The organism is Loktanella sp. F6476L (assembly GCF_023015725.1).
Classification (GTDB): domain Bacteria; phylum Pseudomonadota; class Alphaproteobacteria; order Rhodobacterales; family Rhodobacteraceae; genus Yoonia.
In genome coordinates, this window is the sequence record NZ_JALKAR010000003.1 from 125986 (window position 1) to 139782 (window position 13797).

Sequence of the window (13797 nt, forward strand, 5' to 3'; positions counted from 1 at the left end):
AGAACAACCCAACGCACGCAAACAGAATCTGGGCGAACCATCCATCGGCGCAATTTGCGGTAGAGGCCCATTCTGATCTTGGGATTTCATCGCACCCTCGAAAGACAAAGTCTGACCGGGCCGCAGATGCAACAAGCATAGCCCCACCTCCGATAAGCATTAGAACGACGAGAGAGATTATTTGAGAAACCCTAGACGTCATCTTGATGCCCCGCCCGCAATCCATCGCGCACGCGGTGGGCAATTTCGATGAACTCGGGACTATCGCGGATATCCAAGGGGCGTTCGCGGGGCAGCGTGCTTTCGATGACGTCAGAAATACGCCCCGGACGTGGGGACATGACGACGATCTTGGTGGATAGATACACCGCCTCTGGGATCGAATGGGTTACAAAGCCAATGGTTTTTTCGGTCCGCGCCCAAAGCTGCAACAATTGTTCATTGAGGTGATCACGCACGATTTCATCAAGCGCACCAAAGGGTTCATCCATCAGCAGGATGTCCGCATCAAACGCGAGCGCGCGCGCGATCGACGCCCGCTGCTGCATGCCACCTGACAACTGCCATGGAAATTTGCGGTCAAATCCACTGAGGTCCACAAGATCAAGCACACGTTCAACGCGCTTGGCCTGTTCGGCCTTGTCGAAGCCCATGATTTCAAGCGGTAGCCGAATATTGCCCCCGATTGTGCGCCATGGGTATAGGCCCGCTGCTTGGAAAACATAGCCATAGGCGCGCGCGCGTCGCGCTTCATCTGGCGTCATACCGTTTACCGAAATGTCGCCTGCCGTTGGCGTTTCCAAACCCGCGATGCAGCGCAAGAATGTGGTCTTTCCGCAGCCCGATGGCCCGATAAAACTGACGAAATCACCCTTGTTGATATCAAGGTTCACGTCTTTCAACGCATGCACCGGACCGTCGTTTGTCTGAAACGTCAGATCCAGATTACGGGCCGTGATCACAGCGCTTGCCGCAGGGTTTGTTCCTGTCGGGCCAGAGCCTAGTTGTTTCGCGGCCAATTCGGCGACTGTGGGCATGCGCGTTCTTTCTATTTCAGATCGTATAGGTGTCTTTGGGTCCAACAAAAGCGGCGACCGTCATCGCGAGCGGGTGATGCAATATCCATTGCGGCGCACCAGCGGATTCGGGGTATTGCGGCCATGCGGTGGGGTTCACAGCCGGGATAATCTTGATCAAGCGTTTCGGGCCGGATGTGTGAAATTCCATCATCATGACTTCGTTTTTCATGGTGTCGACTGTGTAGCCATTCGCGATCAGCGCCTCTTCGGCTGTGCGTGTATCTTCGCCCATTTCTTCGGGGTCCCAGTCGGCGGCGTGTCCGTGCATCTGGGTGTACCGCCGGAAGGTCCAATCGTTGTATTTCGGCGCTATTTGCAGGTGCGCCACGGTGTAACCCTGCGCCAGATGGCCTGCGTTGAAACCCATGCACCGTTCGACATCAAAGCGGTTTTTACCAACGATCTGGTTTTCTTGCGTGAAAATACCAGCTTCAAAGATTGTCCGGCCTAATGGGATGGGTGGATTGGTCATTGGGGTACACAGACCTTCATTTCAGTCACAAATTCGGGGTAGGCTTCGGGGTGGATCAGCAGCGTGTTTTCGTCCGCAGAGGTCATGATCATGTAATAATCTTCCCACGTGTCGCCTTCGCCCGAACATTCGACAGTCACAACCGTGGCCCCTGATCCGACTTGCAGGGCACCTGTCACTGGGCATGTGCTTTCGGCCCGTTGGATCGTGTTTTGGTCGTAGAGGTACAGGCTATCCGTCGCGACAGGTTCCCCCGCAAGCCACGCGCAACCGGCGGCGTCGCCGAACACTTGGGCTTGTAGAATCCCAGGCACAACACACAAACAGACAATTAAGGGCTTCAAATCATGCACTCCGCATCAAACTTTCTTGAACTCCGCACAAGGTGCTTCAGGTGCAACTTTTTCCATGCGCCCCCAAACATAACCTCCTGCTGCACCCGCAATTGTAGCAACAACCCAATCTGCTGGATTATGACGATCCATTAGGCTCATATCCGGAATTGCCATAAGGGCGATTGCATATCCGGCGCCCGCAATTGCAAACAATAATGGCCGAGCATTGTTTAAGAAAATAAGCCTTATAGCCAGCGCGGGGACCGTGAAAATCAGTGCAAACGGCAACAACACAATTGGCATAAGAATTAGAGAAGCTTCGATAGGTTCGACTAGGAACGTCCTCGCGGTTAGCACAACGAGAACGACAAACGTCGCGGAAATCCAACTGAAAACAACGCCATAACGTCTGCTAACCTGCGGCACTATTAAACCCCCGTCGCCGGAATGCCGGACCGCTGGACGGGTCGTGGTGCTGTCAGGTCTTTCCAGGATGACAGCGCCCGATTGACTGGCGTGTTGGCTTCGCGTTGCACGAATTTGCCGTGGCCTTCTTGGGTGCGGACTTCGCCGTCGTGGATCGCGACGTGGCCGCGTGTGAGGGTGAAGCGTGGTAGGCCTTTCACCTCTTTCCCTTCGAAGACGTTGTAGTCAATTGCAGATTGCTGGCTGTCTGCCGTGATGGTCTTGGATTTCTCTGGGTCCCAAACGACGATGTCCGCATCTGCCCCGACCAGAATAGCGCCCTTTTTCGGGTAGCAGTTCAGGATTTTCGCGATGTTTGTGGATGTCACTGCCACGAATTCGTTCATCGTCAGGCGGCCCGTTGCAACCCCGTGGGTCCAGAGCATCGGCAAACGGTCCTCAAGACCACCTGTGCCGTTCGGGATCTTTGTAAAGTCGCCCACGCCGAAGCGTTTTTGTTCGGTTGAGAACGCACAGTGGTCTGTCGCCACGACGGACAGCGTGCCGGACTGAAGACCGGCCCACAGGCTGTCTTGGTGCATCTTATTGCGAAAAGGTGGGGACATGACGCGGCGGGCGGCGTGATCCCAGTCTTCGTTGAAATACTCAGATTCGTCCAGCGTCAGGTGCTGGATCAGCGGTTCGCCCCAGACGCGTTTGCCTTGCATTTTCGCACGGCGGATCGCCTCGTGGGCTTCTTCGCAGGATGTGTGCACGACGTACAAAGGCACGCCCGCCATGTCGGCGATCATGATCGCGCGGTTCGTCGCTTCGCCTTCGACTTGGGTCGGGCGGGAATAGGCGTGCGCCTCTGGCCCTGTGTTGCCTTCGGCGAGCAGTTTCGCGGACAGTTCCGCCACCACATCCCCGTTTTCGGCGTGGACCATAGCGATGCCGCCAAGGTCAGCGAGGCGGTTGAAGGATGAGAAGAGTTCATCATCATTCACCATCAACGCGCCTTTATAGGCGAGGAAGTGTTTGAACGTGTTGATCCCGCGATCCTTGATCACGGTTTCCATGTCGTTGAAGACCTGTTCGCCCCACCATGTCACGGCCATGTGGAAGGAATAATCGCAGTTCGCACGGGTTGATTTGTTGTCCCACCGCTTGATTGCGTCCATCAACCCTTCGCCTTGGTTCGGCAGGCAGAAATCGACGACCATCGTGGTGCCGCCAGCAAGGCCCGCGCGCGTACCGCTTTCGAAATCGTCGGTCGAATAGGTGCCCATGAACGGCATCTCAAGATGCACATGGGGATCGATGCCACCGGGCATGACGTAGCAGCCGGTGGCATCTAGTTGTTCGTCGCCTGACAGGTTCGGCCCAATTTCAATAATCGTTCCATTTTCGATCAGCACGTCTGCCTTGTAGGTCAGATCAGCTGTGACAACGGTGCCGTTTTTTATCACTTTGGTGGTCATTGGGGGTCTCCTGCAGTCAGAATGCGTTAAGCGGGTGGCGCAGCAGCAGCAGCGGCTGCGGTTGCTGTCGGACAAACCGGGTTCACGCCGTCAAAGGACACAGGCCGGATGTCGTCGCCGAAGCGGTAGAAATAGCAGCCGTCTTGGACTTTCACGGCAGAGGCGGGGATTTCAGGTGGCAGCGCTGCGGTTACTTCGGCCGGGAATGGTTGGGTTGCTGCAACAATCGGGCCCGGTTCAACTGGTTCTGGTTGACCTACCGGGATTACGACAGGGCCGGAACAAGCGGACGCAAAGGTGGCAAGTGTCAGGGCGGCAAGTGTTTTGTGTGTGATGGAAAACATGGAAGTCACTTTCTGAAATTATGCGTTGCATTGAACAGCGGCGTCGGGCGCCGCTGTTGTTTCGATCAGGATTAGCCTGTCGAACGATGGGTAATAATAGCAGCCGTTGCGTTGCAGGACGCTGAAGGCAGAAACGTCGTCCGGCAGGGATTGTTCGACCGTCAGCGGTACAATCCCGTCCGTTTGAACAAACCCCTGTGGGGGCAATGGACGCTGGCACGCAGCCAACGTCCCGAGGGCGGTTATGATCACCCCCGCGTGCATCAGGTCGCAGCAGGCAGCGTCGCGGCTGTCGTTTCGATCTGATCTGGCGCGATCACGCCTTCGTTGCAGACCCAGTTGCCAGCGGCATCACGCAAAGGCCTGCCAGTGCGCGGTTCACCCGCTTCGATCCCAACAGCCCAACATCCGTTCGCAGCTTCGAACACAAAATCACGCGGCATGCCGTCAGGCATTGCGGCCTGCACTTGTGGCGGCAAAGGCGGCGGTGGCGGCGGAATTGGCACACCATTTTCGTCAACAGGACCGGGGGTCAGATCTGCACAGGCCGCAACCAGCGGCAGTACAAGGAGTGGGATCAGACGTTTCATTAACTTCTCACTTATTCTTGGTCATCATCTTATAAGACTGGGTCTTGGGTTACTGGGCGTAGTGGTGCCACACATTAACCATCAGTGACCAGCCCTTCGACATGACCACGCCCCATTCAACCGACGATCACTGCCGTTTCGACAACTGCGTGGAACAAAACATCCGTGCCAGCGGTGGCCCATTCTTGGCTGATTTCTTCCGCTTCGTTATGCGATAGGCCGTCCACGCAGGGGCACATCACCATCGCCGTCGGGAACATCCGGTTGATCCAACATGCGTCGTGCCCAGCGCCCGAGATCAAGTTCATATGGGAATACCCCAACCGTTCAGCCGCGTTGCGCACCGCTGTCACGCAGGTTTCGTCAAAGGTGACCGGATCAAAGCCGCCAACCTTTTCGAATTCAATCGACATGCCCATCGCATCGACGATGGCCTGCGCTTCGGTCTTTAGCCGTGCTTCCATATCTTGGATCACGGCAAGTTCTGGCGACCGGAAATCAATCGTAAAGACTGCCTTACCCGGAATCACGTTGCGCGAATTGGGGTACACGTCGATGTGGCCAGCAGCACCCACAGCATGAGGCGCATGAGACAGCGCGATTTCTTCAACCCTTTCAAGTACACGCGCCATCGCCAGACCCGCGTTTTTGCGCATCGGCATGGGGGTTGAACCCGTGTGGCTTTCTTTGCCGGTGATCGTGACTTGGGTCCAAGACAGACCTTGGCCGTGCGTAACGACGCCAATTTGTTTGCCTTCGGCCTCTAGGATCGGTCCTTGTTCGATGTGCAATTCGAAGAACGCATGCATCTTCCGTTCGCCAACGGGTTCGTCACCTTTCCAGCCAATCCGCGCGAGTTCCTCGCCGAATTTCTTACCTTCCGCATCTTCGCGGTCGTACGCCCATTCCTGGGTATGCATGCCAGCAAAAACACCGGACGCGAGCATGGCGGGCGCAAAACGTGTACCTTCTTCATTCGTCCAGTTGGTCACAACGATCGGGTGTTTCGTCTTGATATCCAGATCATTCATCGTGCGGATCACTTCGAGACCGCTGAGCACGCCAAGCACACCGTCGTATTTGCCGCCTGTCGGCTGCGTATCAAGGTGGCTGCCAACATAGACTGGCAGCGCATCGGGATCCGTGCCTTCGCGACGGGCGAACATGTTGCCCATTGTGTCGACGCCCATAGTGCAACCCGCGGCAGTGCACCAATCCTGGAAAAGATGCCGACCTTCGCTGTCTTCGTCCGTGACAGTCTGGCGGTTATTCCCGCCTGCAATGCCGGGCCCGATTTTTGCCATCTCCATCAGCGTGTCCCACAAACGAGATCCGTTCACTTTGAGATTTTCACCTGGTGCTGGCATGGCGACCCCCGTCTACTGCTTGCTTATTTGACCATCTGGTCAAAGACACGCTAACAGAGGGCAAGACTCAGTCAAGCTTTCTGCCGCCTACCTTCGTTATTCCTAAAAAAAGTGCGCCCCCGGCGTAGAAATTGCTTCCCTCGCTTCCTTTTTGTGCAAAGTGTAACTCATGCCTAAGTCAGCCACCCGTATTCAGCAAAAAAACCAAGCCGCTATCATGGCCGCAGGGTTGGAGGTTTTTTCCCAGTTTGGCTTTCGTGGATCGACGTTAGATCAGGTCGCGGACGCTGCCGGACTGTCGAAACCGAACCTGCTGTATTATTTCCCTTCAAAAGATGCGATCTACAGTGCGCTGCTGTCGCGACTGCTGGAAAACTGGCTAGAACCCCTGCACCAGATGGATGATAACGGCGATCCCGTTGAAGAAATTCTGGCTTACGCGAACCGCAAACTGGCCATGAGTCGCGATTTCCCTCGTGAAAGCCGCCTGTTCGCTAATGAAATTTTGCAAGGTGCGCCACGGATCAAAGATGTTTTGGCTGGTGAGCTGCGTGAACTTGTCGAAGCCAAAGCAACAGTCATTGAAGGCTGGATCGCGGATGGCAAAATCAGACCTGTCGATCCCGTTCATCTGATCTTTTCGATCTGGTCACTAACCCAGCATTACGCGGATTTTGATGTGCAGGTCCGGTCTATTTTGGGCGACACGGATCCGTTTGTATCTGCAGAATCCCACTTGGATGATGTTTTCCGCCGTCTTTTGGCCGTCTAACTGCACACCGGAACATTTCAAAACCTAACCGGTTATGCCGCCAAAGGAGATTGAAATGACCCATAAATTAGTCTTGCAAGAGATCACTCCGGTGACGCACGATACATACCAGTTGATGTTTGGACGACCGAAGGATTTCACATTCGCGCCTGGACAGGCCGCTGAGCTGGCGTTTCAGAAAGACGGGATCAAGGATGAAGGACGCCCGTTCACGATGGTGTCGCAACCCGACGAATCCAGCCTGAGCTTTGTGATCAAATCCTACCCAGATCATGACGGTGTGACCGAACATGTGCCTGATCTTGGGATCGGCGATATCGCGCAGGCCGATGGTCCGTTTGGCGCGATCCAAGACCATGGCGCCGGCGTTTTTCTGGCCGCAGGTGCCGGTGTGACGCCGTTTATTGCTATCCTGAAAAAGCACGAACGCGAAGGGATTATAGGCGACACGCTGATCTTTGCGAACAAGACCGATGATGACATTATTCTGAAAGAAACGTGGGAATCGTTGGCCGGTGTTGATCCAATTTTCTACGTCTCGGATCAGGATGATACGGCCTACACCAAAGGCAAAGTCGACCAAGCTGAGTTGGAAAAGCTGATTACTGACAAGGCCCAACCATTCTACATCTGTGGTCCGGGTGGTTTTGTAGATGCGATGCGCGATGCCTTGAAAGATATGGGCGTGGCTGACGACAAAATTATCACCGAAGACGGCTGGTAAACCCCAGCACAAAGCCCGCCAAGATCGCTTGGCGGGCTTTCTAATTTATGAATTTCGCAGCGCGTCGATCAATTCGTCTTTGGTCATATCTGACCGCCCGTCGATTTCTAACTCTTGCGCCCGTTCGTACAGATCATCTTTGGTCCAATCTTCGTAAGGCGGGGCTTTGCCACCCTTTTCCGACGGGTTCTGGTCGTCGCTGGCCTGTGCATTCGCGATCCGAGCCGCTTTTTGTTTAGAGGCCCCGTCTTCGCGCAAGGCCTCGTATGTTTCGTCATCCTTAATGGTTGGTCCGTGGTCTTTGGTCATCGTGGTCTCCTTTCGACAGAGCAACGACCAAAGCCATGATTGGTTCCGCTATTCAGCGGCGACGGCACTCGGGTTATTCGGGTGCGTCGTCCAGTTGGCGTATTCTTTTTCGACAACTTTGCCCGTGCGCGGATCAACCTCGCCCGGTGTCATCGCGACCATTGTGATGCAGTTTTCAACCGGACAAACATCAACGCAAAGGTTACAGGCGACGCATTCTTCGTCAATGACGCTGAATGTCCGGTCTTCGGTCATTGCAATCGCTTGGTGTGATGTGTCTTCGCAGGCTGCGTAGCACCGACCACACTTGATGCAGTCGTCTTGGCTGATTTGGGCTTTGGCGACGTAGTTCAGGTTCAGGTACTGCCAATCGGTGACGTTTGGCACAGCCATGCCGACGAAATCGGACGTGTTGGTGTAACCCTTTTCATCCATCCACTGGGACAGACCGCTGATCATTTCCTCAACGATTTTAAAGCCGTAAGTCATGACAGCCGTACAAACCTGTACGTTGCCACAGCCCAGCGCCATATATTCCGCCGCATCACGCCATGTGGTGATACCACCGATACCGGACATCGGCAGACCGTGCGTTTCAGGGTCGCGCGCGATCTCGGACACCATGGACATGGCGATTGGTTTCACCGCTGGACCACAATAGCCGCCGTGCGTGCCTTTGCCATCGATTGTCGGTTCTGGGGCCATCGCATCAAGATCGACAGAGGTGATCGAGTTGATCGTGTTGATCAAGCTGACCGCATCCGCGCCACCACGTTTCGCCGCAGCCGCTGGTTTGCGGATGTCGGTGATGTTCGGCGTCAGTTTCACGATGACTGGCTTGCTGTAGTACTGCTTGCACCAGCGCGTCACCATTTCGATGTATTCAGGCACCTGACCCACAGCACTGCCCATGCCGCGTTCGGCCATGCCGTGCGGGCACCCGAAGTTCAGTTCGATCCCGTCAGCGCCGCAGTCTTCGACCAACGGCAAAATGGCTTTCCATGCTTCTTCTTCGCAAGGCACCATGATGGACGCGATGATCACGCGGTCCGGATAGTCGGCTTTGACGCGCTTGATCTCTTCAAGGTTGGTGTACAGATCGCGGTCGGTGATCAATTCGATATTGTTGATCCCCAAAACGGTCCGGTCTTTGCCGTAGATCACGCCATAACGCGGGCCGTTGACGTTGACGACTGGCGGGCCTTCGGACCCGAGTGTTTTCCACACGACGCCGCCCCAGCCTGCTTCAAAAGCGCGGCGCACGTTGTATTCTTTGTCCGTTGGCGGCGCGGAGGCCAGCCAGAATGGGTTCGGGCTTTTGATACCCAGAAATTCAGTTGTGAGATCAGCCATTGTGTAGCCTCCTTAACCGCAAGCGCCGTAACGCCCGATGGGCGCGCCGTCGATAAACGCATCATAATTTTCGTTGTCCGCGGTGCGATGCATCCGCAGGACGATGTTTTGGTGGTCGGTTTCTTCCACCGTAATGGGATCGGTCGAGGCATCCAGCACGTAGACATTGCGACATGCCAATGACGCCTCGATGGAACGGGATTTGATCACCGGATCGGACAAGTAATCACACACCGTATGTTCGTTGAAACCGGCACCGGTTTCTTCGATGTAGATCACTTCGCTCGTGCCACAGTGCGCGCCCAAGAACGGTGCAATGTCTGCCCACGCGGGAGAACAAACAGACATTGCGCCGATCAAGGTTGGCACCATCCGCATTAGGCGGCACCCATCAGTGTGGCGTGGATATCCATCGCAGCATCACGCCCTTCGGCAACGGCAGTCACGGTCAAATCGTCACCACCCGCGGCACAATCGCCACCGGCCCAGATTTTGTCGTTGCTGGTCTTGCCCGTTTCAGAGACGGCGATTTTGCGACCGTCCAGCGCAAGCCCGCCGTCTGTGGTCAGGGTTTGACCAATGGCGCGGAACACTTGGTCAACCTCAAGCTTCACGGTTTCGCCTGTGCCTTTCAGGCCAGACCCGTCGTCTTGCGTGTATTCCAGTTCGATGAATTCAACGTAGTTTTCATCATCCGCATGCAAGGCTTTGGGCTGCACGTTGAACATCAGGTTGACGCCCTTTGATGCAGCGAGGTCTTGTTCATAGGTGCTGGCCCCCATGGCATCACGCCCACGACGATAGGCAACTGTCACGTTCATCGCGCCCAGCAGTTTGGATTGCACAGCCGCATCAATCGCGGTCATCCCGCCGCCGATCACCACAACGTTGCGCCCGACAGGCAGTTGGGACAGATCATCGGACTGCCGCAGATGGGCGATGAAGCGCACCGCGTCGAACACCTGATCCTGATCGTCACCCGGCACGCCAAGCGCATTCACACCGCCAAGACCTACCCCAATGAAAACCGCGTCATGGTTAGCGACGAGTTCGTCCAGCTGGAAGCTTTCCCCCAAAATCTGGCCTTTGTGGAAGGTGATCCCACCGATGCCCATCAGCCATTCAACTTCTTTCGCGGCGAAGTTGTCTGTGGATTTGTAGGCCGCGATCCCGAATTCGTTCAGACCGCCTGCTTTGCCTTTGGAATCGAGCAGGTTTACCTCGTGACCCAGCATCGCAAGACGGTGTGCGCAGGCCAGGCCCGCAGGACCCGCGCCAAGCACGGCGACGCGTTTGCCAGTTGGTGCTGCGCGTTCAAACGGATGGCTGTTTTTGTCCATAAGCGTGTCAGTGGCGTAACGTTGCAAGCGACCGATTTCGACGGGCTTACCTTCGGCGGCTTCGCGTACACAGGCCTGTTCGCACAGGTCTTCGGTCGGACAAACACGGGCGCACATGCCGCCCAGAATGTTCTGGTCAAAGATGGTTTGCGCTGATGCCTCTGGCGTGCCAGTTGCGATCTGGCGAATGAACAGCGGAATATCAATCGACGTAGGGCAGGCTGTCACGCATGGCGCGTCGTAGCAAAAATAACACCGATCAGCCGCAACCGACGCTTCGTGCGGCGCGTATGGCGCGTGGAGGTCTTTGAAGTTCTCGGCGATTTCGTCGGCGGGCAAGCGGCCGACAGCAATACCGGGAGTCAATGGGGTGGCCATGGGCAACTCTCTGTCTATCCTGAATTGCGTTCAGCTTGGCACAGAAAATTTTTTTATCAAATGGTAAATTTTAGGCGAAATGAAAACAGAGCCCATGGCCGGGGGCACATTCGGGTGCCTCCGGCGGGAGTTGTTTCAGCGAAATAAAGGGGCGGTTGCGCCTAGAATTCGAAGGCGTCAGTCACGGTGCGTTTGCCCAAAGTGAAGGCATCCGCCACATGCACCATCGGACGCAAATCGACATCCGAAGCGTTTGATTTCACGAGATTATTCATCTGAGCGTACAGCGCTGGATATTCACCGATTTCGCCAGTGTCTTGTTCGGCTCCGTCGATCAAGAACCGCGTTCCACCGTCTTTGATTTCCGCCGTACCAGCAGTCGTTTCAACCGTGATATCCCAGCTTTGTGGACCTGTTTGACGCCAGTCAAATTCACCGCTGACGTTGTCTGCCCATTGCATTTTTGCCGCAATAGGTGTGTCGCGATTGGACGGAAATTCCAAAGTTGCGTGTTTGAGGCGCATCTCGAAGGGTAGAATTTCGGTGATAATGGACAGCGCATTGATGCCCGGATCGAAGACACCCATGCCCCCTGCTTCGAACACCCAGTCTTGGTTTGGATGCCATTTGCGCACGTCTTCTTTCCAGTTGATATGGGCCGATGTGATGGTTTTGTCCGCCAACCACGCCTTCGCAGGCTGCACCGCTTTTGCCGCGCGGCTGTGCCAAGTCGCGAACAGGCTGACGCCCTTGTCGGCGGCCATTTGTTGCAGCGCATGCACCTCTGCCAAAGTCGCGCCGGGGGGCTTTTCAAGCATCACGTGGCGCCCCGCAGCGATGGCTTTTGCCGCGTAATCAAAGCGCGGGACAGGCGGCAGGCAAAGCGAGATGACGGGGATGTCGGGCCGATCCGCCAGCATTTGATCGAAGTCGGTGAAGGACGGCACGCCGTCCACGATCCCTGCCCGACTGACTGTCGCAGCGAGGGTCCAGTCATCCGATGCGGTGATCGCGGGCACATGTTGGTCGACCGCGATTTTGCCGATGCCGACGAGGCAGATATTGGTTCCCATCAGTGGCTCTCCCTTGCGACTTCATTTCCGCGACATCCGACGAGGAAGTCAAAATCCGCGCCTGTGTCCGCTCCCATCGTTCTCTCATGATAGAGTTGGGCGTACCCTCCTTTGGGCGCGGGAACGTTAGGTGTCCATTCGGCAAGGCGAGTCGCCAATTCGTCGTCGGAAATGTCGAGGTGTAACGTGCGCCCTTCGACATCCAGTTCGATAAAGTCGCCCGATTGCACGACCGCCAATGGCCCGCCTGCTGCAGCTTCTGGTGCAGTGTGCAGGACGACTGTCCCGAAGGCCGTGCCGGACATACGCGCGTCAGACACGCGCACCATATCGCGGATACCCTTTTGCAGGACCTTCTTCGGCAGGATCATATCGCCGACCTCTGCCATACCTGGATAACCACGCGGCCCGCAATTTTTCAGAACCATGACGCAGGTTTCGTCGATATCCAGATCATCACTGTTTACCCGCGCCTTGTAGTCGTCGATGTCTTCAAACACGACGGCGCGGCCGCGGTGTTTCATCAAGTGCGGACTGGCGGCGGATGGTTTCAAAACCGCCCCTTTTGGCGCAAGATTGCCGCGCAGCACTGCGATGCCACCCGATGCGGTCAGCGCTTTTTCAACGGGCAGGATCACGTCGTCGTTCCAGTTGGTGACGTCTTTGACTTCGTCCCAGATGGTTCCGCCGGATACGGTCAGCGCATCTTTATGCAGCATTCCCGCCTCGCCCAAGCGTTTGATCACGACGGGCAGACCACCAGCGTGGAAGAATTCTTCCATCAGGTATTTGCCGGACGGCATCAGATTCACGATTGTTGGCACGCCTTTGCCGCAGCGATCCCAATCATCCAACGTCAGGTCGATTTCGCAACGCCCCGCAAGTGCCAGCATGTGAACCACCGCGTTGGTGGACCCGCCGATTGCGCCGTTGGTGCGGATTGCGTTCTCAAATGCCTCTTTGGTCATGATGTCAGACGGTTTCAGGTCGTCCTTGACCATGTCCACGATACGGCGGCCTGTAATGTGGGCCATTACGCGGCGGCGGCTGTCAACGGCAGGAATCGCGGCGTTGCCGGATAGCGCCATACCGAGCGCTTCGGCCATCGACGCCATTGTGGACGCGGTGCCCATGGTATTGCACGACCCAGCGGAGCGGGACATTGACGCCTCTGCCGCGACGAATTCTTCGGGGGTCATGTTGCCTGCTGCAACTTCGGCGGAGAAATGGCGGATGTGGGTGCCGGACCCCACAACTTCGCCGCGGAAGTTGCCGTTCAGCATTGGGCCACCGGACACCATGATCGCGGGGATGTCGACGGATGCCGCGCCCATCAGCAAGGCGGGCGTGGTTTTGTCACAACCTGCGAGCAGCACAACGCCGTCGATGGGCTTACCGCGCAGGGATTCTTCGACGTCCATCGCACATAGGTTGCGGAACATCATGGCGGTGGGGCGCAGTGCGACCTCGGACGGGGAAAACACGGGAAATTCGACGGGGAACCCGCCTGCTTCGTACACGCCGAATTTCACGCGTTCGGCAAGATCGCGCAGGTGGGCGTTGCAGGGCGTCAGTTCGGACCATGTGTTGCAGATACCGATCACCGGACGACCATCCAAAAGATCCGCGGGCAGACCTTGGTTCTTCATCCACGACCGATGGTAAATTGCGTCCTTGCTTGATCCGCCGAACCATTCCTGAGAGCGGAGTTTGCGGGGCCATTCGGCAGGCTGAAAGGTCATGGTTGCCTCGTTTTGATGCTATTGGGTGTTTCG

Annotated in this window: 17 protein-coding genes; 2 read left to right on the top strand and 15 right to left on the bottom strand. The window is 56.2% G+C overall.

Translation table 11 applies throughout. The features are described 5' to 3' along the window. Window positions 1–191: 191 nt before the first annotated feature. The 9 genes from MWU61_RS08440 to MWU61_RS08480 all read right to left on the bottom strand — a co-directional run bounded on the left by MWU61_RS08440 (window position 192) and on the right by MWU61_RS08480 (window position 6073). Complete coding sequence (locus MWU61_RS08440; RefSeq protein ID WP_247127872.1) at window positions 192–1037, bottom strand: ABC transporter ATP-binding protein; 846 nt, start codon at window positions 1035–1037, stop codon at window positions 192–194. A gap of 16 nt (window positions 1038–1053) precedes the next feature. Then, a complete protein-coding gene (locus MWU61_RS08445) occupies window positions 1054–1551 on the bottom strand; it encodes a hypothetical protein (protein ID WP_247127873.1) in 498 nt (165 codons plus the stop codon). Continuing rightward, window positions 1548–1895, bottom strand: a complete 348-nt coding sequence (locus MWU61_RS08450) for a hypothetical protein (RefSeq protein WP_247127874.1) — start codon at window positions 1893–1895, stop codon at window positions 1548–1550. Before MWU61_RS08450 ends, MWU61_RS08445 begins: the two co-directional genes overlap by 4 nt. Window positions 1896–1910: 15 nt before the next feature. Then, on the bottom strand, window positions 1911–2312 hold the full coding sequence (locus MWU61_RS08455; RefSeq protein ID WP_247127875.1) for a hypothetical protein: 402 nt from the start codon (window positions 2310–2312) through the stop codon (window positions 1911–1913). Window positions 2313–2314: 2 nt separating this feature from the next. Then, complete coding sequence (gene hydA / locus MWU61_RS08460) at window positions 2315–3772, bottom strand: dihydropyrimidinase (protein ID WP_247127876.1); 1458 nt, start codon at window positions 3770–3772, stop codon at window positions 2315–2317. A gap of 26 nt (window positions 3773–3798) precedes the next feature. Next, window positions 3799–4116: a hypothetical protein gene (locus MWU61_RS08465; RefSeq protein WP_247127877.1), complete on the bottom strand. Its 318-nt coding sequence runs from the start codon at window positions 4114–4116 to the stop codon at window positions 3799–3801. An 18-nt stretch (window positions 4117–4134) separates the two neighbouring features. After that, window positions 4135–4368, bottom strand: coding sequence for a hypothetical protein (locus tag MWU61_RS08470; protein ID WP_247127878.1), 234 nt, complete (start codon window positions 4366–4368; stop codon window positions 4135–4137). Window positions 4369–4379: 11 nt separating this feature from the next. Beyond that, a complete protein-coding gene (locus MWU61_RS08475) occupies window positions 4380–4706 on the bottom strand; it encodes a hypothetical protein (RefSeq protein WP_247127879.1) in 327 nt (108 codons plus the stop codon). 116 nt (window positions 4707–4822) lie between these two features. Then, window positions 4823–6073 carry a Zn-dependent hydrolase gene (locus MWU61_RS08480; protein WP_247127880.1) on the bottom strand — a complete coding sequence of 417 codons (1251 nt, stop codon included), beginning with the start codon at window positions 6071–6073 and terminating at the stop codon, window positions 4823–4825. 169 nt (window positions 6074–6242) lie between these two features. Between MWU61_RS08480 and MWU61_RS08485 the strand changes: the two genes are divergently transcribed. After that, window positions 6243–6845 (top strand): TetR family transcriptional regulator C-terminal domain-containing protein, encoded by a 603-nt coding sequence (locus MWU61_RS08485; protein ID WP_247127881.1) that lies wholly within the window; start codon window positions 6243–6245, stop codon window positions 6843–6845. 55 nt (window positions 6846–6900) lie between these two features. Beyond that, a complete protein-coding gene (locus tag MWU61_RS08490; protein WP_247127882.1) occupies window positions 6901–7569 on the top strand; it encodes an FAD-binding oxidoreductase in 669 nt (222 codons plus the stop codon). 45 nt (window positions 7570–7614) lie between these two features. Here the strand turns inward: MWU61_RS08490 and MWU61_RS08495 are convergent, their stop codons facing one another. From MWU61_RS08495 to araD, 6 genes are all read right to left on the bottom strand, one after another. After that, a complete protein-coding gene (locus MWU61_RS08495) occupies window positions 7615–7878 on the bottom strand; it encodes a Rho termination factor N-terminal domain-containing protein (protein WP_247127883.1) in 264 nt (87 codons plus the stop codon). 48 nt (window positions 7879–7926) lie between these two features. Next, the gene (gene preA, locus MWU61_RS08500) at window positions 7927–9231 is read right to left on the bottom strand and encodes an NAD-dependent dihydropyrimidine dehydrogenase subunit PreA (RefSeq protein ID WP_247127884.1); all 1305 of its coding nucleotides are present in this window, start codon (window positions 9229–9231) and stop codon (window positions 7927–7929) included. 12 nt (window positions 9232–9243) lie between these two features. Further along, the gene (locus tag MWU61_RS08505) at window positions 9244–9609 is read right to left on the bottom strand and encodes a hypothetical protein (protein ID WP_247127885.1); all 366 of its coding nucleotides are present in this window, start codon (window positions 9607–9609) and stop codon (window positions 9244–9246) included. Continuing rightward, window positions 9609–10949, bottom strand: a complete 1341-nt coding sequence (locus MWU61_RS08510; protein ID WP_247127886.1) for an NAD(P)-dependent oxidoreductase — start codon at window positions 10947–10949, stop codon at window positions 9609–9611. Before MWU61_RS08510 ends, MWU61_RS08505 begins: the two co-directional genes overlap by 1 nt. 161 nt (window positions 10950–11110) lie before the next feature. After that, window positions 11111–12022, bottom strand: a complete 912-nt coding sequence (locus tag MWU61_RS08515) for a Gfo/Idh/MocA family oxidoreductase (RefSeq protein ID WP_247127887.1) — start codon at window positions 12020–12022, stop codon at window positions 11111–11113. Beyond that, entirely contained in the window at window positions 12022–13764 is a 1743-nt protein-coding gene (gene araD / locus MWU61_RS08520; RefSeq protein WP_247127888.1) for an L-arabinonate dehydratase, read from the bottom strand. The genes MWU61_RS08515 and araD overlap by 1 nt, the downstream gene beginning before the upstream one ends. Window positions 13765–13797: the final 33 nt, after the last annotated feature.